This is a genomic window from Micromonospora sp. NBC_00389, from assembly GCF_036059255.1.
Taxonomy (GTDB): domain Bacteria; phylum Actinomycetota; class Actinomycetes; order Mycobacteriales; family Micromonosporaceae; genus Micromonospora.
Map to the genome: position 1 here is coordinate 3,104,846 of NZ_CP107947.1, position 24,407 is coordinate 3,129,252.

The 24,407-nt window shown below is 72.1% G+C and carries 22 protein-coding genes; 19 read left to right on the top strand and 3 right to left on the bottom strand.

What is annotated here, in order from left to right; translation table 11 throughout:
* Positions 1 to 15: 15 nt before the first annotated feature.
* From OG470_RS14775 to OG470_RS14810, 8 genes are all read left to right on the top strand, one after another.
* Positions 16 to 348 carry a YlxR family protein gene (locus tag OG470_RS14775; RefSeq protein WP_328424648.1) on the top strand — a complete coding sequence of 111 codons (333 nt, stop codon included), beginning with the start codon at positions 16 to 18 and terminating at the stop codon, positions 346 to 348.
* A gap of 93 nt (positions 349 to 441) precedes the next feature.
* The gene (gene infB / locus OG470_RS14780; protein WP_328424650.1) at positions 442 to 3,471 is read left to right on the top strand and encodes a translation initiation factor IF-2; all 3,030 of its coding nucleotides are present in this window, start codon (positions 442 to 444) and stop codon (positions 3,469 to 3,471) included.
* 91 nt (positions 3,472 to 3,562) lie between these two features.
* Complete coding sequence (locus OG470_RS14785) at positions 3,563 to 3,859, top strand: DUF503 domain-containing protein (RefSeq protein WP_328424652.1); 297 nt, start codon at positions 3,563 to 3,565, stop codon at positions 3,857 to 3,859.
* Positions 3,860 to 3,985: 126 nt separating this feature from the next.
* Positions 3,986 to 4,477 carry a 30S ribosome-binding factor RbfA gene (rbfA, locus tag OG470_RS14790; protein ID WP_328424653.1) on the top strand — a complete coding sequence of 164 codons (492 nt, stop codon included), beginning with the start codon at positions 3,986 to 3,988 and terminating at the stop codon, positions 4,475 to 4,477.
* Positions 4,474 to 5,532, top strand: a complete 1,059-nt coding sequence (locus OG470_RS14795) for a DHH family phosphoesterase (RefSeq protein WP_328424654.1) — start codon at positions 4,474 to 4,476, stop codon at positions 5,530 to 5,532. Before rbfA ends, OG470_RS14795 begins: the two co-directional genes overlap by 4 nt.
* A gap of 95 nt (positions 5,533 to 5,627) precedes the next feature.
* On the top strand, positions 5,628 to 6,035 hold the full coding sequence (locus tag OG470_RS14800) for a hypothetical protein (RefSeq protein ID WP_328424655.1): 408 nt from the start codon (positions 5,628 to 5,630) through the stop codon (positions 6,033 to 6,035).
* The gene (locus tag OG470_RS14805; protein ID WP_328426356.1) at positions 6,035 to 6,244 is read left to right on the top strand and encodes a DUF6186 family protein; all 210 of its coding nucleotides are present in this window, start codon (positions 6,035 to 6,037) and stop codon (positions 6,242 to 6,244) included. Before OG470_RS14800 ends, OG470_RS14805 begins: the two co-directional genes overlap by 1 nt.
* Positions 6,245 to 6,794: 550 nt before the next feature.
* Positions 6,795 to 8,108, top strand: a complete 1,314-nt coding sequence (locus OG470_RS14810; RefSeq protein ID WP_328424656.1) for an MATE family efflux transporter — start codon at positions 6,795 to 6,797, stop codon at positions 8,106 to 8,108.
* 21 nt (positions 8,109 to 8,129) lie between these two features.
* Here the strand turns inward: OG470_RS14810 and OG470_RS14815 are convergent, their stop codons facing one another.
* A complete protein-coding gene (locus OG470_RS14815; protein ID WP_328424658.1) occupies positions 8,130 to 9,152 on the bottom strand; it encodes a hypothetical protein in 1,023 nt (340 codons plus the stop codon).
* A 59-nt stretch (positions 9,153 to 9,211) separates the two neighbouring features.
* On the opposite strand from OG470_RS14815, the gene truB reads away from it, so the two are divergent.
* The 7 genes from truB (at position 9,212) to OG470_RS14850 (ending at position 17,134) form a co-directional block, all read left to right on the top strand.
* The gene (truB, locus tag OG470_RS14820; protein ID WP_328424660.1) at positions 9,212 to 10,135 is read left to right on the top strand and encodes a tRNA pseudouridine(55) synthase TruB; all 924 of its coding nucleotides are present in this window, start codon (positions 9,212 to 9,214) and stop codon (positions 10,133 to 10,135) included.
* 75 nt (positions 10,136 to 10,210) lie between these two features.
* A complete protein-coding gene (locus OG470_RS14825) occupies positions 10,211 to 11,140 on the top strand; it encodes a bifunctional riboflavin kinase/FAD synthetase (RefSeq protein WP_328424662.1) in 930 nt (309 codons plus the stop codon).
* A gap of 201 nt (positions 11,141 to 11,341) precedes the next feature.
* The gene (gene rpsO, locus OG470_RS14830) at positions 11,342 to 11,611 is read left to right on the top strand and encodes a 30S ribosomal protein S15 (protein ID WP_074317913.1); all 270 of its coding nucleotides are present in this window, start codon (positions 11,342 to 11,344) and stop codon (positions 11,609 to 11,611) included.
* A gap of 226 nt (positions 11,612 to 11,837) precedes the next feature.
* Positions 11,838 to 14,234, top strand: coding sequence for a polyribonucleotide nucleotidyltransferase (locus OG470_RS14835; RefSeq protein ID WP_328424664.1), 2,397 nt, complete (start codon positions 11,838 to 11,840; stop codon positions 14,232 to 14,234).
* Positions 14,235 to 14,281: 47 nt separating this feature from the next.
* Positions 14,282 to 15,679 carry a M16 family metallopeptidase gene (locus OG470_RS14840; protein ID WP_328424666.1) on the top strand — a complete coding sequence of 466 codons (1,398 nt, stop codon included), beginning with the start codon at positions 14,282 to 14,284 and terminating at the stop codon, positions 15,677 to 15,679.
* Positions 15,680 to 15,796: 117 nt separating this feature from the next.
* The gene (gene dapB / locus OG470_RS14845; protein ID WP_328424667.1) at positions 15,797 to 16,570 is read left to right on the top strand and encodes a 4-hydroxy-tetrahydrodipicolinate reductase; all 774 of its coding nucleotides are present in this window, start codon (positions 15,797 to 15,799) and stop codon (positions 16,568 to 16,570) included.
* Positions 16,571 to 16,663: 93 nt separating this feature from the next.
* Positions 16,664 to 17,134, top strand: coding sequence for a GNAT family N-acetyltransferase (locus OG470_RS14850; protein WP_328424668.1), 471 nt, complete (start codon positions 16,664 to 16,666; stop codon positions 17,132 to 17,134).
* A 21-nt stretch (positions 17,135 to 17,155) separates the two neighbouring features.
* Here OG470_RS14850 and OG470_RS14855 read toward each other — a convergent pair whose 3' ends face one another.
* Positions 17,156 to 19,258: an amylo-alpha-1,6-glucosidase gene (locus OG470_RS14855; protein ID WP_328424669.1), complete on the bottom strand. Its 2,103-nt coding sequence runs from the start codon at positions 19,256 to 19,258 to the stop codon at positions 17,156 to 17,158.
* 146 nt (positions 19,259 to 19,404) lie between these two features.
* Between OG470_RS14855 and OG470_RS14860 the strand changes: the two genes are divergently transcribed.
* The 4 genes from OG470_RS14860 to OG470_RS14875 all read left to right on the top strand — a co-directional run bounded on the left by OG470_RS14860 (position 19,405) and on the right by OG470_RS14875 (position 23,759).
* Complete coding sequence (locus tag OG470_RS14860) at positions 19,405 to 20,394, top strand: LacI family DNA-binding transcriptional regulator (protein WP_328424670.1); 990 nt, start codon at positions 19,405 to 19,407, stop codon at positions 20,392 to 20,394.
* 24 nt (positions 20,395 to 20,418) lie between these two features.
* On the top strand, positions 20,419 to 21,672 hold the full coding sequence (locus OG470_RS14865) for a sugar ABC transporter substrate-binding protein (protein ID WP_328424671.1): 1,254 nt from the start codon (positions 20,419 to 20,421) through the stop codon (positions 21,670 to 21,672).
* Between the two features lie 76 nt (positions 21,673 to 21,748).
* A complete protein-coding gene (locus OG470_RS14870) occupies positions 21,749 to 22,870 on the top strand; it encodes a carbohydrate ABC transporter permease (protein WP_328424672.1) in 1,122 nt (373 codons plus the stop codon).
* Between the two features lies 1 nt (position 22,871).
* A complete protein-coding gene (locus OG470_RS14875) occupies positions 22,872 to 23,759 on the top strand; it encodes a carbohydrate ABC transporter permease (RefSeq protein ID WP_328424673.1) in 888 nt (295 codons plus the stop codon).
* A gap of 46 nt (positions 23,760 to 23,805) precedes the next feature.
* On the opposite strand, the gene OG470_RS14880 is transcribed toward OG470_RS14875, so the two are convergent.
* Entirely contained in the window at positions 23,806 to 24,390 is a 585-nt protein-coding gene (locus OG470_RS14880; RefSeq protein WP_328424675.1) for a GNAT family N-acetyltransferase, read from the bottom strand.
* Positions 24,391 to 24,407: the final 17 nt, after the last annotated feature.

A 24,407-nucleotide genomic window follows, 5' to 3' on the forward strand; every position in this document is an offset into this window, starting at 1 on the left:
GGTAGACTTCCTCCAGTGGTACGACGCGCGCAGCCGGAGCGCACTTGTGTGGGTTGCCGGCAACGTGCGCCGGCCAGCGAATTGCTGCGGGTCGTAGCGATCGGGGACGAGGCTGGTCACAGCCTCCGGCCTGATCCGCTCCGCAGGCTGCCGGGTCGGGGAGCGAACATGCACCCGGATCCGGCCTGCTTCGCGCTGGCAGTGCGGCGCCGCGCCTTCGGGCGTGCGCTGCGCATCACCGGGGTCCCCGACCACGGTGCGCTGGCGGAGCACGTCGATGCGCCAACCACTACGTCCGGTCAGCCCGACCGGGCGAGGGTCGCTAGCAAGGTAGGACGACCGACATGAGCACACGATGAAGTCCCTGAAATGACCAGGCTTCAAGTGCACGAGTGAGGTCGCTGCGGGTGCTGCCCGCACGACCTCGGAGTGAGGAGTGCAGTGGCAGGCAAGGCCCGCGTACACGAGCTTGCAAAAGAGCTCGGGGTCGAGAGTAAGACCGTTCTCGCCAAGCTGAAGGAAATGGGCGAGTTCGTGAAGTCCGCGTCCAGCACCGTCGAGGCGCCAGTCGCCCGGCGGCTGCGTAACGCATTCGTCGCGTCCGCCGGTGCTCCGGCGCCGGCCGCCCCGTCGGCGCCCGCGCCGACTGCGGCGCCGGCTTCGACCCCGACGCCATCCCCGACCCCGGGCGCGCCCCGGGTCTCGGCCAAGCCGATGCCGCCCCGGCGGCCGTCGGCCCCGGCCCCGGCCCCGGGTCCGAAGCCCAAGGGCCCGGTTCCCGGTGCGCCGCAACCGGCGGCTCCGGTCGCCAAGCCGGCGAGTGCCCACGACATCGAGGTGGCGGCCGCGGAGGCGCGTGCCGCCGCGCTGAAGGCTGAGCAGGAGGCCGCGGTCAAGGCCGCGCAGGCCGCCCGTCAGCAGCAGCGGGACAACGTCCGCCGGGAGCCTCCGGCAGACGGCAACCGTCCCGGCCCCGGCCCTCGGCCGGGTCCCACGGCGATGCCGCCCCGTCCCGGTTCACCGGCCGCCCGTCCGGGCACGCCGGCTCCGGGTCCGGGTGCCCGGCCCGGCGGTCGCCCGCCGGCGCGCGGCGCCGGTAACAACCCGTTCGGTATCCAGGGTGGCCAGCAGCAGCGGCCCCCGGCCGCTGGCGCGGGTGGTCCCCGGCCCAGTGGCCCGGCGGGTATGCCGCCGCGGCCGAGCCCGAACTCCATGCCGCCGCGGCCCAGCCCGGCGTCGATGCCGAGCCAGCGTCCGGCTGCCGGTCGTCCCGGTCCCGGTGGCGCTGGTCGCCCCGGTGGCGGTGGCGGCGCTGGTCGTCCCGGTGGCGGTGGCGGCGGCTTCCGCGGTGGTCCTGGCGGCGGTGCCGGTGGCGGCGGTGGTTACCGCGGTGGCCCCGGTGGCGGCGCGGGTGCCGGCGGTGGCGGTGGCTACCGTGGCGGTCCCGGCGGCGGTGGCGGTGCTCCCGGTGGCGGTTTCCGTCCGGGTGCTCCGTCCGGTGGCGGCGGTCGTCCGGGTGCCGGTGGTCGTGGTCGTGGCGGTGGCGCCGCGGGTGCCTTCGGGCGTCCGGGTGGCCGGCCGACGCGCGGTCGCAAGTCCAAGAAGCAGCGCAGACAGGAGTTCGACAACCTGTCGGCTCCGACCATGAGCTCGGGTGCTCCCCGGGGTCAGGGTCAGGTCGTCCGGCTCTCCCGTGGCGCCTCGCTGTCGGACTTCGCCGACAAGATCAACGCCAACCCGGGTTCGCTGGTCCAGGAGATGTTCAACCTGGGCGAGATGGTCACGGCGACCCAGTCCTGCTCGGACGACACCCTGCAGCTGCTGGGTGAGCACCTGGGCTTCGACATCCAGATCGTCAGCCCCGAGGACGAGGATCGCGAGCTGCTCGCGCAGTTCAACATCGACCTCGACGCGGAGGTGGCTGAGGAGCGTCTGGTCAGCCGTGCGCCGGTGGTGACCGTCATGGGTCACGTCGACCACGGTAAGACCAAGCTGCTCGACGCGATCCGCAAGGCGAACGTCGTGGCTGGCGAGGCGGGTGGCATCACCCAGCACATCGGTGCCTACCAGGTGCACGTCCCGCACGATGGCGTGGACCGCGCGGTGACCTTCATCGACACGCCGGGTCACGAGGCGTTCACCGCCATGCGTGCCCGTGGTGCGCAGGTGACGGACATCGTGATCCTGGTGGTCGCGGCCGACGACGGCGTGATGCCGCAGACCATCGAGGCGTTGAACCACGCCAAGGCGGCCGACGTGCCGATCGTGGTCGCGGTCAACAAGGTCGACAAGCCGGAGGCCAACCCGGACAAGGTCCGCCAGCAGCTGACCGAGTACGGCCTGGTCGCTGAGGAGTACGGCGGCGAGACCATGTTCGTCAACGTGGCAGCCAAGCCGGGCATCGGCATCGAGGAGCTTCTCGAGGCTGTCCTGCTGACCGCCGACGCGTCGCTGGAACTGACCGCTCCGATCGACGGGCCGGCGCAGGGTGTGGCCATCGAGGCGCACCTGGACAAGGGTCGCGGTGCGGTGGCGACGGTGCTGGTGCAGAAGGGCACCCTGCGGGCGGGCGACTCGATCGTCGCCGGCGGGGCGCACGGCCGGGTTCGGGCCATGCTCGACGAGAACGGCAACCAGGTTGCCGAGGCCGGGCCGGCGCGTCCGGTCATGGTCCTGGGTCTGACCGCGCCGCCCGGCGCGGGTGACACGTTCCTCGCCGCGGCGGACGACCGTACGGTGCGGCAGATCGCCGAGCAGCGCCAGGCGCGGCGGCGGGCGGCGGCATTCGCCAACTCCCGTGGTCGGGCCACCCTCGAGACGCTCATGGAGCAGCTCAAGGAGGGCGAGAAGACGTCGCTCAACCTCATCCTCAAGGGCGATGGCTCCGGTTCGGTGGAGGCCCTCGAGGACGCGCTGTTCAACCTCGACATCCCCGAGGAGGTCCAGCTCAAGGTCCTCGACCGGGGCGTCGGCGCGATCACCGAGAGCAACGTCATGCTCGCGAGCGCCTCGTCCGAGCCGGTCACGATCATCGGCTTCAACGTGCGGGCCTCGAACAAGGTCCGTGAGATGGCCGACCGCGAGGGCGTGGAGATCCGGTACTACACCGTCATCTACCAGGCCATCGAGGAGATCGAGGCTGCGCTCAAGGGCCTGCTCAAGCCGGAGTACGAGGAGGTCGAGCTGGGCAGCGCGGAGATCCGCGACGTCTTCCGCTCGTCCAAGATCGGCAACATCTCCGGTTGTATCGTCCGGTCGGGTGTCATCCGGCGCAACGCGAAGGCGCGCCTACTGCGGGACGGGGCGGTCGTGGCGGACAACCTCACGATCAGCTCCCTGAAGCGGTTCAAGGACGACGCCACGGAGGTCCGCGAGGGCTTCGAGTGTGGTCTGACCCTGGGTGGTTACAACAACGTCCAGGCCGGCGACATCATCGAGACCTTCGAGATGCGGGAGAAGGTTCGCGCCTGATCCGGCAGTGACACGCTGATCAAGGGGTTTACGCCGAACCGGCGTAAACCCCTTGATCATGCAGGGCGGGTTGCCGGTATCGTCCGGGGCGATGTTTACCGGAACCGCGGTCTTCGACCTGCTGCTGCCGGGCGACTCCCGGTCGCTCAAAGCCAAGAGATCATATGTACGGCCGATCGTGGCGGCGCTGCGCCGCTTCGAGGTGTCGGTCGCCGAGGTGGGAGCGCTCGACCTGCACGGTCGAGCGCAGATAGCGGTGGCCGTGGTGGCCGCCGAGGCGGCGCACGTCCGCGAGGTGCTGGACTCCTGCGAGCGTCTGGTGGCGGCTCGGCCCGAGGCCGAGTTGCTGTCGGTCCGGCGCCGGCTGTACGGCGCGGACGACGACTGACCAGGGTGCCGGCTGTGCCGGCGACCCGGTCCGGCCGCGAAGGTAATGTTCGAGATGTTGGCCGGTCGGCCGGCGGCCCCCGGGTCGCCGGGTCGGCCGGGAGCAGGACGCCGTGGAGGTGGCGAGATGTCTGATCCGGCCAAGGTACGCCGGCACGCGGAACGGGTGCGTGAGCTGGTTGCGTCGGTGGTGCGGAGCCAGATCAAGGACCCGCGGCTCGGCATGATCACGATCACCGACGCCCGGATCACCGCCGACCTGCGTGACGCGACGGTTTTCTACACGGTGCTCGGTGACGTGGCGGCCCAGTCGGACACGGCGGCGGCGCTGGAGAGCGCCAAGGGGATGCTGCGCAGCACGGTCGGCAAGGCGCTGGGGTTGCGGCACTCGCCGACGCTCACCTTCGTCCTGGACGACGTCCAGGACCAGGTCAAGCACATCGACGACCTGCTCGCCGCGGCCCGTAACGCCGATGCCGAGGTGCAGCGGCTCGCCGCCCAGGCGGAGTACGCGGGCGAGGCGCAGCCGTACCGGGTCGACGAGGAGGACGACGAGACGGACGAGGCCGACCAGGCCACCGACGTCGACGAGACCCCCCGGGGTGGGGAAGCGCGGTGACCGGCACCGCCGGCGCTCAATTCGCCACGGCGGTCGGCGCCGGCCCCACCGAAGCGGACTGGGCGGCGGCCGAGGCGTTGCTACGTGCTCTCCCGCCGACGGGCCGGGTGCTGCTGATCTGCCACGTCAACCCGGACGGCGACGCGCTGGGCAGCATGCTCGGCTTCGGTCTGGGCCTGCGCCAGTTCGGCGTACGCCGGTTGCAGGCGACCTTTCCCGGGCCGCCGGAGGTACCCGAGCCGTTCCGTGGGCTCCCCGGGCTGGATCTGCTGGTCCCGGCGAGCGCCGCGGACGCCGACCCGGACCTGGTGATCTGCTTCGACGCGGCGAGCGAGTCGCGCCTCGGCGAGTTGGCCGGGCGGTTGTCGTCCGCCGGCTCGGCGCTGGTGCTCGACCACCACGCCTCCAACGGCGGCTTCGGCACGGTCAACCTGATCGACCCGACCGCTGCGGCGACGTCGGTGGTGGCGGAGCAGTTGCTGGCCCGGCTCGGCGTGGCGCTGGATCCGGCCATCGCCGAATGCCTCTACGTGGCGCTGACCACCGACACGGGCTCGTTCCGGTTCGAGGCGACCACCCCGGCGGTGCACCAGTTGGCCGCCCGGCTGCTGGCCACCGGCATCTCGCCCGGTGACATCTCCCGGCGGGTCTTCGACACCCGGCCCTTCGGCGCGGTCCGGCTCTTCGGCGAGGTGCTCGGCCGGGCTCGGCTGGAACCGGCCGCGGCCGACGGTCGAGGGTTGGTGTGGACGTTCGCCACCCTGGACGATCTGGCCCGGCACGACCAGCGGCCGTACGTGCTGGAGGCGTTGATCGACTCGGTGCGGTGCACCGCCGAGGCGGACGTGAGCTGCGTGCTGAAGCAGACCACGCCCGGCGAGTGGGCCGTGTCGATGCGCAGCAAGGGCGCGGTCGACGTCAGCCGGGTGGCGATCGCCCTGGGCGGCGGTGGCCATCGGTTCGCGGCGGGGTTCACCGGTCGGGGCACGGTCGATCAGGTGGTCGAGGCGATCCGGGGCCAGCTCGACACGGCGTTGATCCGTCCCGGCGTCTGACCTCGACGCCGCGCGTTCGCCCTGCAGGAAGATCAGGGTCAACTCCGGGGAGTGTTGGTCTTTCCGCGTTCCGTGAGACCGGGAAGAATTGCGGGATGGAGCAGCCGCACGACCTCACCCTGGAGGCCCCCCGCACCTGGGACCGGCCCGCCGTCTCCGTACCGGTACTCCTCTGCCTGTCGCTCGTCGGTGGCCGGTTCGCTTCGTTCTCCACCGAAGCCAACCTGTACACCCTCGGCACCGGCGGCGTGCTGATCTGGCTCGGTCTGAGCAACCGGGTGCCCCGCCGCCCGGCGCCGCGCCGGCTGGGCGTGGGCGCGGCCTGGTGGGCGCTGCCGGTGGTGGTCTTCGGGGTCTTCGAGGGCGTCACCTTCGTGATGGCGGTGGGCGACGACTTCCCCACCTTCTCACGCCTGGCCGATCCCCTCCTGGAGGACCATCTCACCCGCTCGGCGGCCTGGTTCGCCTGGCTGGGGGCGTTCTGGGGGTTGGTGCGGCGATGATGCGGGCACTCGCGATCGGCGGTTTCATCACCGCGTTTGCGCTCTTCGCCGTGGTCGAGTGGTTGGCCCGCCGGGAGGGCTCCCGGATCCCCACGCTGGGCGAAGTCTGCGCGTACGTGATGCGCTACGAGGTCGGCCCCGTGCCGGTGGGCCGGATCGGTCTGTTCGGCTTCTGGTGGTGGCTGGGCTGGCACTTCCTGGCCCGCTGAGCCGGGCCCCGCGATGTCCAGATGGCGGGAACCGTGAGCAGTATGTGGACCTGAACGATAGCTTGGGAGACGGTCGGCATCGCGTTGCGGTGCAGGTCATGGGCGGTGGTGCCACACCTCGCGCTGCCTCCCTCCAGGGTCGGACCGACCCGGGCTCACGCTTCCCAGCCGGCTGCTCCGGTAACCCCGGACCGCCGTGGGGGCGCTCAGCACGACCGCCCGTGAGGGCCGCCGCGTGCCGGTGGCTCGCACCCTGGAAGGAGCGCCACCATGCCGAACAAGCCCAAGCCAGAGACCACCGACGACGCCCGCGAGCAGGCCCGCCGCGCGTTGCAGACGTCGATGGACACCCGCCAGTGACCCGATCCGTCCGGCGATGACGCCGCCGACGGCCTCCGTCCACGGCGTCACCGCCCGTCTGACCTCAGTCCGCCCGGGCCGCGCCTCGCACTGATCCCGTAGCGCACGACGGCGTAGCCCCGCCGGTCCTCGCCGGTAAGTGCCGGCCTACCTTGCGATCCTTACCTGGCTCGTGACAGGATCGCCGGCGATGGACACCAGCACGCTTGCCGCGTCCCCCCGCCGGATCGCCGGCCTCGCCCTGCCCGCCCTCGTGGTGCTGGCCGCCGAGCCGCTCTATGTGCTGGTCGACACGGCCGTGGTCGGTCACCTCGGCCGGGTGCCACTCGCCGCGCTCGCCGTCGGCGGCACGGTCATGACGCTCACCGCGTGGCTCGGCACTGTGGTCGCGTACGGCACCACTGGGCGATCGGCCCGCCGCTTCGGCGCCGGTGACCGGGCGGCGGCGGTGGCCGAGGGTGTCCAGTCGTCCTGGCTGGCGTTCGGCGTCGGGCTGCTGGTCGCCATCGGCATGCAGTTCGGTGGGGGCGCGCTGGCCCGTACCCTCGCCGGAGGTGGCGGCGAGGTGGCCGACGCCGCCGCGCAGTGGCTGCGGATCGCGGCGCTCGGCGCCCCCGGCCTGCTGCTCGCCGCCGCCGGCAACGGCTGGCTGCGCGGAGTACAGGACACCCGCCGCCCGCTGGTCTTCGTGCTCGGCCCCAACCTGCTCTCCGCGCTGCTCTGCCCGCTGCTGGTCTACCCCGGTGGGCTCGGCCTGGTGGGTTCGGCGGTGGCCAACGTGATCGCGCAGACGCTCGCCGGGGTGCTCTTCGCCGCGGCGCTGGTCGCCGAGCGGGTGTCGCTGCGACCCCGGCCCCGGCTGATCCGCCAGCAGTTGGTGCTCAGCCGGGACCTGCTGATCCGTGGCGTGGCGTTCCAGGCCAGCTTCCTCTCCGCCACCGCCGTCGCCGCCCGCTTCGGCGCCGCCGCCGTCGGCGCCCACCAGATCGCGCTGCAGCTCTGGTTCTTCACCGCGCTGGTGCTCGACGCGCTGGCCATCGCCGCGCAGTCCCTGGTGGGTGCCGCCCTCGGGGCCGGCGACGAGGCGGGCGCCCGGGCGCTGGCCCGCCGGATCGCGCTGCTCGGCGGCGTCTGCGGCGTCGCCTTCGCGCTGCTCATCGCCGCCGGCGCAGGAGTCGTGCCGTCGTGGTTCAGTTCCGACCCGGGGGTACGCGAGCAGGCCATGGTGGCCTGGCCCTGGTTCGTGGCCATGCAGCCGCTGGCCGGGGTGGTGTTCGCGCTCGACGGCGTGCTGATCGGCGCCGGCGACGTGCGTTACCTGCGCAACCTCACCATCGTGGCGGCGCTCGGCGGCTTCCTGCCGGCCATCTGGCTGGCGTACGGGCTCGACCTCGGGCTGGGCGGCATCTGGGCCGGGCTCACCCTGTTCGTGGTGATCCGGCTGGTCGCCCTGCTGTTGCGAATGCGCGACGGCCGCTGGGCGGTGGTCGGCGCGGTCCGCTGACCGGGTCGCCGGGCCCGCCGGTCAGCATTCCTCGCCGTCGCCGGGACGCCAGCCCGGGCCGTAGATGTCCCCGGTCGGTGCCGCCGCCGGCAGGCGTCGTTCCGGCTCAACCTCCAGGTCGATCAGGCCTTTCCGGAGCGCCGGGCAGGTGGCGTTGAGCACGGTGACGTCGGCGCTCTCCACCCAGAGCCCGCGCGAGGTCGACCGGACGTCCTCCGGATGCGGTACGTGCCAGACCACCTCGTCCCGAAGGGTGACGAGTTCGGCGCCGGGCGGGTACGCCTGCGGTCGGGGCAGGTCGAAGGAGTAGACCCAGATGAACCGGGTGGAGATCTCCAGCACCCGGATCCCGTCGCGGTCGACGGTCGACCGGTACTGCACGGTGCCGCTGGCCCGAATGCCGTCCCTGAACTCCAACTCTGGGGACGCGTCGCGGTCGGTCCGGGTGGCGTAGCCCAGGCTCGCGCCCTCCGCGAACTCCTTACGCACGTGGTCCCGGTCTTCCGGCGCCAGCAGGGCGAGGAACTTGTCGGGCTTACCGAGGAGCATCGAGACATCGAGCCGACCCTGGACCAGCGCCTGCTTGACCATCGCCAGCGCGTCGGCAACCTGCTTGGCGGTGAACGGGGCGGCGGCCCGGGCCGCAGGCAGGGTGATGGCGGCCTCGCCCACGGCGTACTTCTCGGCCGGCGTGGCGACGAACGGCCCGAGGCTGTTGCCACTCTCGTCGACCGGCCGCGGCGCCGGCGAGGGTGACCTGGCCAGTCCAGGCCGCAGCGGCTCTCCGTTGTGGATCCGCTGCACGGCGCTGAATCCGCTCCAGCCCAGGATGGCCACCACCACCAGGGCGACCACCGCGCCGACGCCGCCGAGCAGCTTTCCGGCGTGCCGCTCCCACAGCAGTCGGAGCCGATCCCGCCGGGTCAACGCGTGTTCCGTCGCGGGCTCCCGCATCCAGTCCAGTACCCGGATCCGCTCGGGTTCGGTGGCGACGCTGTATCGGGCCGCGGTGGTGGGCGGGCTGGCGGGGTCTTCGCTGGTCATCTGTCGTCCTGGGTCGACGGGAGCGGGCGAGTGATCTTCGCATCCGGCGCGCCGCCCTGGTGCCCCGTCGCCGGGCCGGTCTGGCAGGCTTGGGCGTCGTGAGCACCGATGGTCTGATCGTGGTCGACAAGCCCGGCGGCATGACGTCGCACGACGTGGTGGCGCGGATCCGCCGGCTGGCGAAGACGCGGAGGGTCGGGCACGGCGGCACCCTCGACCCGATGGCCACCGGTGTGCTGGTGATCGGGGTGGGTCGGGCCACCCGACTGCTGACCTACGTGATCGGCGCCGGCAAGAGTTACACCGGCACGATCCGACTCGGCCAGGCCACCGTCACCGACGACGCCGAGGGCGACGTGATCGCCAGCACCCCGGCGGGTCAGGTCACCGACGACGGGATCCGTGCCGCGCTGAGCGCGCTGACCGGTGAGATCGACCAGGTGCCGAGCGCGGTCAGCGCCATCAAGATCGACGGGCAGCGGGCGTACAAGCGGGTGCGCGACGGGGAGACCGTCGAGCTGCCGGCGCGGCGGGTCACCATCTCCCGGCTGGAGGTGCTGGCGATCCGCCGCAGCGAGCCGGACGTGGTGGACGTGGACGTGGACGTGACCTGCTCCTCCGGGACGTACATCCGGGCCATCGCCCGGGACGCGGGCCTGGCGCTGGGGGTCGGTGGCCACCTGACCGCGCTGCGCCGGACCGCGGTGGGCGGCTTCACCATCGCCGAGGCGGCCACCCTCGACGAGCTGGAGCAGCGCGCCCCGGACGTGGTCAACCTGCCGCTGGACGCGGCCGCCGACCGGTTCTTCCCGCGCCGGGAGGCCACGCCCGACGAGGCTCGGGTGCTCGCCCACGGCGGTCCGCTGGACCCGACCGGCCTCGCCGGGCCGTACGCCGTCTTCGGGCCGGCCGGCGGACTGATCGCTATCGTCAGCGAGCGGGACGGCCGGGCCCGCGCGGAGATCGTGCTCGCCCCGGCCTGACGGCGGGGCGCAGGTCCGCCGGCCAGCGGCCGGCGGTTTCACCCGCCGGTCGGCGGGCCAGCAGGGAGGAGCGGCATGCAGCGGTGGCGGGGGTACGACGCGGCGCCCGGTGGGTGGGGGCGCTCGGTCGTCACCATCGGCGTCTTCGACGGCGTGCACAAGGGGCACCAGTCGACCATCGGGCACGCGGTGGCCCGGGCCCGGGAGTTGGGCGTGCAGTCGGTGGTGGTCACCTTCGACCCGCACCCGGCCGAGGTGGTCCGCCCCGGCTCGCATCCGGCGGTGCTCACCGAGCCGGCCCGCAAGGCGGAGCTGATCGAGGCGCTCGGCGTGGACGTGCTCTGCGTGGTGCCGTTCACCCCGGAGTTCTCCCGGCTGCCGGCCGAACAGTTCGTGCACGACATCCTGGTCGAGCACCTGCACGCGGCGCTGGTGGTGGTCGGCAGCAACTTCCGCTTCGGGCACCGGGCGGCCGGCGACGTGGCACTTCTGGAGCGGCTGGGCCGCACCTTCGGTTTCGGCGTGGAGGGCGGCCCGCTGGTCGCCGAGGACGGGACCGTCTTCTCCTCCACGTACATCCGCTCCTGCGTCGATGCGGGCGACGTGGGCGCGGCGGCGGCCGCACTGGGTCGCCCGCATCGGCTGGAGGGCGTGGTGGTCCGCGGCGACCAGCGCGGGCGGGAGCTGGGCTTCCCCACCGCCAACCTGCTCTGCCACCGGCACGCGGCGGTGCCCGCCGACGGGGTGTACGCGGCCCGGCTGGTCCGTCGCGGGCAGCGCGAGCCGCTGATGGCGGCGGTGTCGGTGGGCACCAACCCGACCTTCTCCGGCCGGGAGCGGCGGGTGGAGGGGTACGCGCTGGACTTCGACGGCGACCTCTACGGCGAGCGGCTGGCCCTGGACTTCGTGGCGCACCTGCGCGGACAGATCCGGTACGACTCGATCGAGCCGTTGATCGCCCAGATGGAACAGGACGTCGTACGCACCCGGCGCGCTCTGGCCTGATCGTCGCGCGAGACGATGCGGCCTCGGCCGAGCCCTTGACCGGGTGCTATCGGCGAGTGCTGGTAGTCTTGCGGAGACGTCGGGTGACCGGCGTGGGGCCTCGCGTGCCTGCTCGACGCCGCGGGTGCGAGGTACCGGTCCGTTCCCGGTCTACCGGGACGACGGACACCTACTTGATCAACCCACCGAAACAGGGAGAACATGGCGCTCGACCAGGAAGCCAAGGCCACGATCCGTGCGGAGTACGCGACCGCCGAGGGCGACACCGGTTCGCCGGAGGTCCAGGTTGCGGTCCTCACCAAGCGGATCGCTGAGCTGACCGAGCACCTGAAGGTGCACAAGCACGACCACCACAGCCGCCGTGGGCTGCTGCTGCTGGTCGGCCGGCGCCGTCGGCTGCTCAACTACGTCCAGAAGAAGGACATTGCCCGCTACCGGTCGCTCATCGAGCGGCTCGGCCTGCGCCGGTGACGTGACGGGGGAGTGGCCGACCGGCCGCTCCCCCGATCGGCGTCCCACCTGAAGAACACGGGCCGCGCGACCACCCGAGAGGGAGCCGGTCAGCGTACCGGTCTCCGGTAGTGGCCCCCGGGAACCCCGGCATCATGCCGGCCACCCGGGCGCTTCGATCGAAGACCGGCCGGCTGAGCAGCTCCCCAATGTCGTGGGCCCACGACGCGAAGGAGCACGACAGCACATGACCGAGACCACACTCGGCACCGAATCCCGTACCGCTGTGATCGACAACGGGTCCTTCGGCACCCGTGAGATCACCTTCTCCACCGGCCGGCTGGCCCGCCAGGCCGCCGGTTCCGTCATCGCCCAGCTGGGTGAGACGGTCGTTCTCTCCGCCACCACCGCCGGTAAGCACCCGAAGGAGCAGTTCGACTTCTTCCCGCTGACCGTCGACGTCGAGGAGCGGATGTACGCCGCGGGCCGGATCCCCGGCTCGTTCTTCCGCCGTGAGGGCCGGCCCAGCGAGGACGCGATCCTCACCTGCCGGCTGATCGACCGGCCGCTGCGCCCGTCCTTCGTCAAGGGCCTGCGCAACGAGGTCCAGGTCGTCGAGACCATCCTCGCGCTCGACCCGCAGCACCCGTACGACGTCGTGGCCATCAACGCCGCCTCGATGTCGACCAAGCTGTCGGGTCTGCCGTTCTCCGGCCCGATCGGTGCGACCCGGGTCGCGCACATCGACGGCCAGTGGGTTGCCTTCCCGACCCTGGAGGAGCTGGCCCGGGCCACCTTCGACATGGTCGTGGCCGGCCGCACGCTCGAGGACGGCGACGTCGCGATCATGATGGTCGAGGCCGAGGCCACGCCGAACGCGGTCGCCCTGATCGCGGGCGGCGCCGTCGCGCCGACCGAGGAGATCGTGGCCAGCGGTCTGGAGGCCGCCAAGCCCGCCATCCGCGAGCTGTGCCGCGCGCAGAGCGAGCTGGCCGAGGTCGCCGCCAAGCCGGTCACCGAGTTCCCGGTGTTCCTGGACTACCAGGACGACGTGTACGACGCGGTGGCCGAGCTGGCCCGCGGCGACGTGGCCGAGGCGATCACCATCGCCGGCAAGGCGGACCGCGAGGAGGCCCTGGACCGGGTCAAGGCCCGGGTCGCCGAGGAACTGGGCGGTCGGTTCGAGGGCCGGGAGAGGGAGCTCAGCGCCGCCTTCCGGTCGCTGACCAAGTCCGAGGTGCGCAACCGGGTGCTGCGCGAGCAGGTCCGGATGGACGGCCGCGGCCCGCGTGACATCCGGTCGCTGACCGCCGAGGTCGGCGTGCTGCCCCGCGTGCACGGTTCGGCGCTGTTCGAGCGGGGCGAGACCCAGATCCTGGGCGTCACCACGCTGAACATGCTCCGCATGGAGCAGATGGTGGACACGCTGTCCCCCGAGAACCGCAAGCGCTACATGCACAACTACAACTTCCCGCCGTACTCGACCGGTGAGACCGGCCGGGTCGGCTCGCCGAAGCGGCGCGAGATCGGCCACGGCGCACTCGCCGAGCGGGCGCTGATCCCGGTGCTGCCGTCGCGCGAGGAGTTCCCGTACGCCATCCGGCAGGTCTCCGAGGCGCTCGGCTCCAACGGCTCCACCTCGATGGGTTCGGTCTGCGCCTCGACGCTGGGCCTGCTCTCCGCGGGTGTGCCGCTGAAGGCGCCGGTCGCCGGCATCGCCATGGGCCTCATCTCCGACGAGGTGGACGGCAAGACCCAGTACGTGACGCTGACCGACATCCTCGGTGCCGAGGACGCGTTCGGTGACATGGACTTCAAGGTCGCCGGCACGCCGGACTTCGTCACCGCGCTCCAGCTCGACACCAAGCTCAACGGCATCCCGTCGGACGTGCTGGCCGCCGCGTTGCAGCAGGCGAACGAGGCCCGGCAGGTCATCCTCGGCGTGATGAAGGCGGCGATCGAGGCTCCGGCCGAGATGTCGGACTACGCGCCGCGGGTCACCACCGTCAAGATCCCGGTCGACAAGATCGGCATGGTGATCGGCCCGAAGGGGCAGACCATCAACGCGATCCAGGACGAGACCGGCGCCGAGATCTCCATCGAGGACGACGGCACGATCTACGTCGGCGCCACCAACGGCCCGTCGGCCCAGGCGGCCGTCGACCGGATCAACGGGATCGCCAACCCGACGCTGCCGAAGCAGGGCGAGCGGTTCCTCGGCACGGTGGTCAAGACCGCCGCGTTCGGTGCGTTCATCTCGCTGCTGCCGGGTCGCGACGGCCTGCTGCACATCTCCAAGGTGGGCGACGGCAAGCGGGTCGAGCGCGTTGAGGACTTCCTCAACGTCGGCGACCGGGTCGAGGTCGAGATCGCGGACATCGACGCCCGCGGCAAGATCTACCTGGACAAGGTCCGTCCGGAGGGCGCCGAGGCGCCGGCCGCCGGTGAGGCCGCCGGTGGCGACCGTCCGGCTGGCCGGGACCGGGGCGACCGTGGCCCGCGTGACCGCGGTGACCGCGAGCGTGGCGGCGACCGGGGCGGGCGTGGCCCGGAGCGCGGCACTGGCGGCGGCGAGGGCGGCAACGGCGGCGGCGAGGGTGGCGAGGGCGGCGAGCGTCCGCGCCGCCGGACCCGGCACAGCTGATCGTCGTACATCGCATCACCCACCCCTCGTCGAACCGGGAGCAGTACGTGAGTCGGGCCTTCAGTGCGCCGTTTCCACCGGATCGACGGGGGGTGGCTGCGTCTCGGGACACCGGGGCGGGCCGCTCCGGCGGCACCGCCCGGGCGGTGACCCGGACGCTCAGCGACGACCCGCTGGGCGGCACGGTACGACGTACCGTGCTGCCCAGCGGCCTGCGCGTGCTCACCGAGGCGATCCCGGCGATGCGCAGCGTCTCCTTCGGCATCTGGGTGTCGGTCGGCTCGCGGGACGAGACCGGCCCGCAGGCCGGCGCCGCGCACTTCCTGGAGCACCTGCTCTTCAAGGGCACCCACAAGCGCACCGCGCTGGAGATCTCGTCGCAGATCGAGGCGGTGGGTGGTGAGACGAACGCCTTCACCACGAAGGAATACACCTGCTACTACGCCCGCGTGCTGGACGAGGACCTGCCGCTGGCGATCGACGTGATGTGCGACCTGGTCGCCGACTCGCTGCTGGAGCCGGCCGACGTGGAGACCGAGCGCGGCGTGATCCTCGAAGAGATCGCCATGCACGACGACGAGCCCGGTGACGAGGTGCACGACCTCTTCGCCCGCGCCGTCTACGGCGACCACCCGCTGGGCCGACTGATCTCCGGCACCGAGGAGACCGTCACGCCGATGACCCGGCGGCAGATCCAGAGCTTCTACCGGAGCCGCTACACCGCGCCGGAGATCGTCATCGCCGCGGCCGGCAACCTCGACCACGCCGCGGTGGTCAAGCTGGTCCGCCAGGCGGTGCGCGGCACCCCGCTGGACAGCGACCCGGCGACCCCGGCGCCGCACCGCGAGGCCACTCCCGCGGTACGAACCCGACCGGCCACCACCCTGGTGGAGCCGAAGGAGACCGAGCAGGCGCACGTCATCCTCGGCTGCCCCGGCATCGACCGCCTCGACGAGCGGCGCTTCGCCCTCGGGGTGCTCAACAACGTGCTCGGCGGCGGCATGTCCAGCCGGCTGTTCCAGGAGATCCGGGAGCAGCGCGGCCTGGCGTACTCGGTCTACTCCTACGCCAGCCAGTACGCCGACAGCGGGCTGTTCGCCGTCTACGCCGGCTGCGCGCCGGGCAAGGTGGACGAGGTGCTGGCCCTGACCCGCGCCGAGCTGGCCCGGGTGGCCGCCGACGGGTTGACCGAGGCCGAGGTTGCCCGGGGCAAGGGGATGAGCAAGGGCTCGTTCGTGCTCGGCCTGGAGGACACCGGTTCCCGGATGAGCCGGCTGGCCAAGGGCGAGCTGCTCTACGGCGACCTGATGCCGGTGGACGAGCTGCTCCGCCGTGTCGACGAGGTCACCGTGGCGGACGTGAACTCCCTCGCCGCGGAGCTGCTCAGCCGGCCGATGTCGTTGGCCGTGGTCGGCCCGTTCGGCGCCAGCGACTTCACCAACTGAGGGCTGCCGCCGTCCGTCGGGCGGGTGGTCCCGCCGCTGGGTGGGGGGCGTCCCGGCACCTGGCGGGGACCCGATCCGGCCGGGGGTGCGCGTCCCGATTGGGATAGGTTGTGCCCCGTGACTGACGAGCAGGAGAGAAACCCGGCCGAGCCGCTGCGGGTCGGTGTGCTGGGTGCCCGGGGCCGGATGGGCATCGAGGTGTGCAAGGCGGTGGACGCCGCCGACGACCTTGAGCTCGTGGCGATGATCGACCAGGGTGACGGCCTCTTCGCCGCCTCCGACGCCGGCGCCGAGGTGGTCGTCGACTTCACCACGCCGGACGTCGTCATGGACAACCTGCACTGGTGCATCGATCAGGGCATCAACGCCGTGGTCGGCACCACGGGCTTCACCGAGCAGCGGCTGGAGCGGGTGCGCGGTTGGCTGGCCCGCAAGCCCGGCGTGGGCGTCGTGATCGCACCGAACTTCGGCATCGGCGCGGTGCTGATGATGCAGTTCGCCGCGCGGGCCGCCCGGCACTTCGAGTCCGTTGAGATCATCGAGCAGCACCACCCGCGCAAGCTGGACGCCCCCAGCGGCACGGCCACGCACACCGCCCGACAGATCGCCCGGGCCCGCGCCGAGGCCGGCCTCGGGCCGGTGCCGGACGCCACCAAGGACGAGGTGCCGGGCGCGCGGGGCGCCGAGATCGACGGGGTACGCGTACACGCCGTGCGCGCCACCGGGTTGGTCGCCCACCAGGAGGTGCTCTTCGGCACCACCGGCGAGACGCTGACCATCCGGCACGACTCGTACGACCGGGCGTCGTTCATGCCGGGCGTGCTGCTGGCCGTCCGCGCGGTGCCCAACCGTCCCGGCCTCACCGTCGCCCTGGACGCCCTGCTCGACTGACCGCCGTTCGACGGGTGCGCCGGCGCCCGGTGGCCGGTCGTCCGGGGCGGAAACCTGGTCGCGGGTGGGACGGGCCGATCCTAGGCTGCCTCCATGATCAATAGTGGACACCTGGACCGGGCCGGACGCCGGGTCACCCTGCGCCCGGTGGACGACGACAACTGGCGGGCGGTGGCCGACGTCGCCCCGCGCGACGACCAGCGTCGGTTCGTGGCCGCGCTGGCCGCCCGCTACCTGCTGCTCAGCACCCGCTCCGAGGTGTGGACCTCGCTCGCGGTGTACGCCGACGAGACCGTCGTCGGCCACGTCATGTGGGGCGTGGACGACGACGGCTCGCACTGGATCGGCGGGATGGTGATCGATGCCGCCGAGCAGAACCGGGGCGTGGGCCGGGCCACCGTGCAGACCCTGGCGACCTGGCTGGCCGGCAGGGACGGCAACCCCCCGGTCCGCCTCTCGTACCACCCCGACAACACCCAGGCCGCCCGCCTCTACTCAGCCCTGGACTTCCACCCCACCGGCGCCATGGACGACGAGGAACTGATCGCCGAACGAACCCGCTGACCCACCCCGGTGGGGCTGCGGTCAGTGGGGGATTGGGGTGGTGGGGCGGCGTTGGGTGGGGACGGTCGGGGTCAGGGTTGTGGGTAGGCCGGTGAGGGTGGGGTGGCCGGTTCGGTCGACGGTGATGTTCATCGGTGCGCCGCCCAGTCGCAGGCCGTTGACCGTGAGCGCGCCGAGTTCGGCTCCGGCCAGCGGTGCCAGCCGGACCGTGCCGGCCGGCACGTCGGGGTAGAGCCCGGTGGCGGCCTGGAGCAGCAGCACCGCGCTGGCCGCGGCCCAGGCCTGCGGCCGGCACGCCGCCGGGTACGGCACCGGGCGGTTCACCAGCGACCGGTCGTCGCCGCCGTACAGCTCAGGCAGCCGGTAGTCGAACGCCTCGGCCGCGGTGAGCAGACCTTCGGCCAGGCTGAGCGCGGCGTCGCGGTGCCCGGCCCGGGCCAGCCCGGCGAGCACGATCGCGGTGTCGTGCGTCCAGATCGAGCCGCAGTGGTACGACAGCGGGCTGAAGCCGGCGTCGTCGGTGGACATGGTCCGCAGCCCGAAGCCGCCGGCGAGCGCGTCGGTGGTGAGCAGGCGCGCGACCTGGTCCTCCTCGGCGCCGCTGAGCAGGCCGGTGCCGAGCAGGTGGCCGATGTTGCTGGTCAGCGAGTCGACCGGGCGCTTGTCCCGGTCGAGGGCCAGCGCGGGCTGCGGGCCGTACCGGCCGTCGACCCAGAAGCTGTCCCGGAACCGGCGGGCCAGCACGGCGGCGTGCTCGCGCCAGCGATCCCCGCCCGGACGACCGAAGGCGTCCAGCAGCGCGGCGCCGTTCACCGCCGCCTCGTGCGCGTACCCCTGCACCTCGGCCAGCACGATGGGTGCGGTGGCCAGGGAGCCGTCGTGGAACCGGACGGCGTCGCCGGAGTCCTTCCAGCCCTGGTTAGAGAGCCCGTGGCCGGTGGTGTCGACGTACTCGACCAGCCCGTCGCCGTCGGGGTCGGCGTGCTCGCCGAGCCAGCGCAGTGCCGCCTCCAGGTACGGCAGCAGCGGTTCGATCTGCTCGACCGACAGACCCCAGCGCCAGGCGTCGTGCAGCAGGTTGACCCAGAGCATGGTGGCGTCGACGGTGCCGTAGTAGGCCGGTGGCAGGCGCAGCCCGTCGTCGGGCAGTGCGAACTCGTGCCGGCGCAACTCGTGCAGGATCTTGCCGGGGGCCTCGCCGGTGGCCGGGTCGATCCGGGTGCCCTGTCGGCGGGCGAGCACCCTGAGGGTGCCGGCGGCCAGGTCGGTGCCGAGCGGCAGCATCATCCGGGCGGCCCAGAGGCTGTCCCGGCCGAACAGGGTGAGGAACCAGGGCACCCCGGCACCGAGGAAGACGTCCCGTGGGGCGCCGGTCTCGGCCAGTCGCAGCCCGCGCAGGTCGTCCAGACTGCGGTCGAGCAGCCGGACCAGCCGCCGATCGTCCGCGGTCACCTCGGGTCGGGACCAGTCCGGCTCGCCGGCCGGGCCGACGACCACGGCGCGCGGGTCCTCGACGGTCAGGTGCCAGCGCAGCACCGTCTCGCCGCCGGGGGGCAGCTCGACAGGCCAGGCCAGCCGGGGTGCGGTGACCCGCTCATCGGTGGCGAGCACGTCGGCGCCCGCGCCGGTGACGGTGACGGTGATCCCCTCCGCCGACCAGGTGAGGACGCCGGGCTGGCCGGTCTTGGCCTCCAGTGGCGTCGCGGCGCCACCGGACTTGACCACCTCGATGGGCGCCAGGTCGCAGCCGAGGTCGACGCTGACGGTGGCGCGTACTCCGACCGTGGCGGTGGAGACGATCCGCAGCTCCTCGGTGAGGCCGTTGCGGGTGGCCCGGCGGAGCCGGTCGATCCGGACGGTGGGGTCGGGCACGGGGTCGCCGAGCCAGCGCGCCAGGCTCACGAAGCGGACGCCGTGCGGACCGTCGTCGCCGCGGGTCAGCCCTTCCAGCTCCCGGTCGTCGACGCGTAGCTCCGCCCGGGAGAGCACGCGGGCGTCGGCGTGGAAGACGCCCTGGACGCCGGTCGGGCGGATCTGCCCGGTCGCGTCCCCCAGCGCGCTGGTCGGGGCGAGGACCACCCCCACCAACTCGTGCAGGAGGGGTTGCAGCTGGCGTTCGATCACGGTGTGGCTCCAGATCCTGAGGGTGCGGGGCGGACGTCTTGACAACGCAGCCCCCGGCGGTGCAAAGTGCGAAACATTCCAGAAACTTGAACGATCTAATCCTGCCTTATCCAGATTGGATCGTTCAAGATGGCGAGAGGGATTTAGTGGCTGAAAAGGTGACCATCGCCACGGTGGCCCAGCACGCCCGAGTGAGCCGGCAGACGGTGTCCAACGTGCTCAACGCCCCGCACATCGTGCGGGAGGAGACCCGGCTGCGGGTCGAGGACGCGATCAGCGCGCTCGGCTACCGGGCCAACCAGGCCGCCCGACAGATGCGCACCGGCCGATCCCGTCTCATCGCCGCCCGGATCGAGCCCACCCGCGACGGCATCAACGGCTCCGTGCTCGACCGCTTCCTGCACGGCCTCACCGAGACCGCCGACGCCGCCGGCTACCGGGTGCTGCTCTACACCGCCACCGACGACGAGCGGGAGATCGCCACCTACAACGACCTGCTCGGCACGTACGAGCTGGACGCGTTCGTGCTCGTCGGCACGAAGTACGGCGACCCGCGTACCGCCTGGCTGGCCGGCCGGGACGTGCCGTTCGTGACCTTCGGCCGGCCGTGGGACGCACTCGACGCCCACCCCTGGGTGGACGTGGACGGCGCCGCCGGCACCGCCCAGGCCACCCGGCACCTACTGGCCGCCGGGCACCGGCGGATCGCCTTCATCGGCTGGCCGCTCGGCTCCGGCGTCGGCGACGACCGCCGGGCCGGCTGGCGCGACGCGCTGCGCGCGGCCGGCGTCGACCCGACCGGGCTGCACCGGGAGACCGAGGACAGCATCGCCGAGGGCGAGCGACGGATGCACGACCTGCTCGGCACCGTCGAGCCGACCGCCGTGGTCTGCGCCAGCGACTCGCTCGCCCTCGGCGCCCTCCAGGCGATCCGCGGCACCGACCCGCCCGTGTCGGTGATCGGCTTCGACGACACGCCGGTGGCCGCGGCGGTGGGGCTGGCCAGCGTCAGCCAGCCGCTCGGCGAGGCCGCCGCCCGCTGCGTGGACCTGCTCACCGGGGTCCTCGACGGCAACCACGAGACGCCCACCCACGTGCTGCTCCAGCCCGCGCTGGCGCTCCGGCACACCGCCTAGTCCCTTCCCCCACCAGGAGAAACCATGGCACCTCGAACCCTCACCCGGGCGGCGGTGGCCGGCCTCGCCGCCGTCGCACTCCTCGGCTCCGCGGCCTGCGGCAGCGGCTTCGACGACTCGTCCGGCGACGCCGCCCAGTCCAGCAGCGGGCCGGCCAGCCTGCAGATCCTGATCGGCTCCTCGGGCGAGGCCGAGACCAAGGCCGTCCAGGACGCCGCGGCGAAGTGGGCCGGCAGCTCCGGCAACACCGCCACGGTCACCCCGGCGCAGGACCTCACCCAGCAGCTCGGCCAGGCCCTCGCCGGTGGCACCCCGCCGGACGTCTTCTACGTCGACGCGGCCCGGTTCGCCGACTACGCCAGCGTCGGCGCGCTGGAGCCGTACGGCGACAAGGTCAGCAACTCGGGCGACTTCTACGAGAGCCTGCGCACCACGTTCTCCTACGACGGCAAGCTCTACTGCGCGCCGAAGGACTTCTCCACCCTGGCCCTGCAGATCAACACCGACCTGTGGGCCAAGGCCGGGCTGACCGACGCCGACGTGCCGACCACCTGGGACCAGCTCACCACGACCGCCCAGAAGATCAAGGCCAAGGGGCAGGTCCCGCTGGCCCTCGGGGACACCCGGGACCGGATCGGCGCCTTCATGGTGCAGAACGGCGGCTGGCTGCTGAGCAAGGACGGCAAGCAGCCCACCGCCGACACTCCGGAGAACCTGGCCGCCCTCCAGTACGTCAAGACCATGCTCACCGGTGGCCTGGCCAAGTTCCCGAAGCAGCTCGACGCCGGCTGGTCCGGTGAGGCGTTCGGCAAGGGCAAGGCCGTGATGACCATTGAGGGCAACTGGATCAAGGGTGCCCTGCAGAACGACTTCCCGAACGTCAAGTACAAGGTCGTCCCGCTGCCGGCCGGCGCGAAGGGCCAGGGCACGCTCTCCTTCACCCAGTGCTGGGGCATCGCGGCGAAGAGCAAGTTCAAGGACCAGGCGATCAAGTTCGTCGAGGCGATGACCAGCGGCGAGCAGCAGATGGCCTTCGCCAAGGCGTTCGGCGTGATGCCGTCCCGGCAGTCGGTGCGCGACCAGTACACCGCCGCCTTCCCGGCGGACAAGCCGTTCATCGACGGCGCCGCGTACGCCCAGGGTCCGGTGAACGCCCCGAAGATGGACAGCGTCCTCAGTGAGCTCGACACCGGTCTGCAGGGCCTGACCAACGGCGACCCGAAGACGGTGCTGCAGAACTTCGACAAGAACGCCAAGGCGGCACTCGGCGGCAGCTGAGGTGACGGCGGGGGTCCCGGTAGCACCGGGGCCCCCGCTTCACCTTCGGCCCGAGACAGGGAGGGAGGGAAGGAAGATGGCAACCGAGACACTGGCCGCCGTGGCGACCGCGCCGGGGAGGAGCCCTCGCCGAGGCCGGGGCGGCATCCGCAGCAACGAGAACCTCGCCGGCTGGCTCTTCGTCGCACCGGTGATCGTCATCCTGGGGTTGTTCCTGCTGCTGCCGATCCTGATGGCGTTCTGGGTCAGCCTGACCGACTGGAACGGTCAGGGCAGCCCGTTCACGGGTGAGGTGCCGTTCGTCGGTGGGCACAACTACACCCAGTTGTTCACCGAGGACGGGCTGGCCCGCCGCGACTTCATGACCAGCATCCGCAACAACATCTACTACGTGGCGATCGTGGTGCCGGCGCAGACCGCGCTCGCCCTCGGGCTGGCGCTGGTCGTCAACAACCGGATGCTCAAGGGCAAGAGCTTCTTCCGCAGCGCCTTCTACTTCCCCTCGGTCACCAGCTCGGTCGCGATCAGCGTGGTGTTCCTGTTCCTCTTCGCCAACTCCGGGGCGGTCAACGCGCTGCTCGGCTTCCTCGGGATCGACGGCCCGGAGTGGTTCGCGGACTCCCGAGGGGTGCTGCACCTGCTTTTCGGCGCGGTCGGTGTCGACTCGCCCCCGGCGGCGCTGACCGACGGCGGCCCGTTCGGGCTGAGCTGGTGGGACTGGCTGGCCGGACCCAGCGTGGCGATGATATCGATCATCACTCTGGTGGTCTGGACCACCTCCGGCACCTTCATGCTGATGTTCCTGGCCGGGTTGCAGAACGTGCCGGTCGCCCTCGACGAGGCGAGCACCCTCGACGGCGCGTCCCGGTGGCAGCGGTTCCGGCACGTCACCCTGCCGCTGATCAGGCCGACCACCTTCCTGGTGCTCACCCTCGGCCTGATCGGCTCCTGGCAGGTCTTCGACCAGGTGTACGTGATGAGTCAGGGCGGCCCGGCCAAGACCACGCTCACCCCGGCCTACCTGTCGTACCGGACCGCGTTCCGGGACTTCGACTACGGCTCCGGCGCGGCGATCTCGTTCGTGCTGTTCCTGATCATCATCGTGCTCACGCTGATCCAGCGCCGGGCGCTGGCCGAACGGGACACCGACCGGCCGCGCCGCGGTTGGTGGCGTCGGCGCGTACCGGAGAGGTCCTGAGATGGCCGTGCTGACCGACCGCCCGGCGGCGGCGCCCGCGCGGCGCGACCAGCGCGCGGCCCGCACGCTGGCCACCCGCTTCCTGGGGTACGCCACGCTGGTCTTCTTCGGGCTGGTGTTCCTCTACCCGTTCGTCATCCAGATCGGCAACGCGCTCAAGACCGAGTCGGACGCGGCCGCCAACCCGCTCTCGCCGTTCCCGGACCCGCTCTCGCTGGCCGGCTTCGAACGGATCTTCGCGGGCACCAGTTTCCCGCTCTGGCTGGGCAACTCGCTGCTGGTGACGGTGCTGGTCACCATCGGTCGGGTGTTCTTCGACTCGCTGGCCGGGTACGCGCTGGCCCGGCTGCGGTTCCGGGGTCGCGGCGGGCTGTTCGCCGCGGTCATCGCGGTGATGGCGGTGCCCGGAGTGGTGCTGCTGATCCCGAAGTTCCTGGTGCTCAACCAGCTCGGCCTCTACAACAGCTACGCCGGTCTCGTGGTGCCGCTGCTGGCCGACGCGGCCGGCGTGTTCATCATGAAGCAGTTCTTCGAGTCGATCCCGCTGAGCGTGGAGGAGGCCGCCCGGATCGACGGGGCGAGCATCTTCCGGACCTTCTGGTCGGTGGTGCTGCCGATGGCGAAACCGGCGCTGATCACCCTGACCATCCTGTCCTTCCAGGGCTCCTGGAACGAGTTTCCGCACAGCCTGGTGGCGGTGCAGGACCCGGACCTGTTCACCCTGCCGCGTGGCCTGGCGGACCTGGTCAGCGGGTCGCTCGGCAGTGGCACCCAGTATCCGCTCAAGCTGGGCGCCGCGCTGCTGGCCACCATCCCGGTGGCGATCATCTTCGTGGTGTTCCAGCGATACTTCGTCCGGGACGCCAACGACGGCTCCGACAAGGGCTGACCCGAAAGGTGCGGCGGCCCCGGCGCGGGCCGCCGCACCGGTCACGTCAGTCGTCCGCTGGCACCTTCTCGGGCGGAACGCCCACGTGCAGGCGCACCTGGGGCACCAGCATGTCGTCGACGTCCAGCGCCCGGGCCGAGCCGTCGGGCTCCCAACCGGTGCTGGTGAGGAAGTTCCGGGTCGCCTCGTCGCCTTCGAACGCCCAGGCCACCGCCCGGCTCAGGCCGTCTTCCCGCCACAGGTCGACGGTGGCGGCGAGCAGCCGGCTGCCATGCCCACGCCGACCCCAGCGCGGCTCGACCAGCAGGTCGGTCACCGCAGCCACGTCCGGGCCGAGCGCGTCGGCCGGCTCGCCCGGGGCCAGCGCCTCGGCGTCGGCCGGGCCGGAGGCGGCGAACCCCACCAGATACGATTGCTCGGCCTGTTCGACGGCGACCAGCACCCGGTGTGCGCCCGAGGGCGGCTCCAGCACCGCGGCGCTCCACCGCCGGGCGAGGAACGCCTCGTCCAGGTTGTCGAGCACGTGCCGAGGCAGGATCCGGCGGTACGCGACCCGCCAGGTCGCGAGCTGGATGCGTGCGATCTCGCCGGCGTCCTCAGGACGCGCCGGGCGGACGTAGCCGAGAGCCATGGGACGGAAGCCTACGC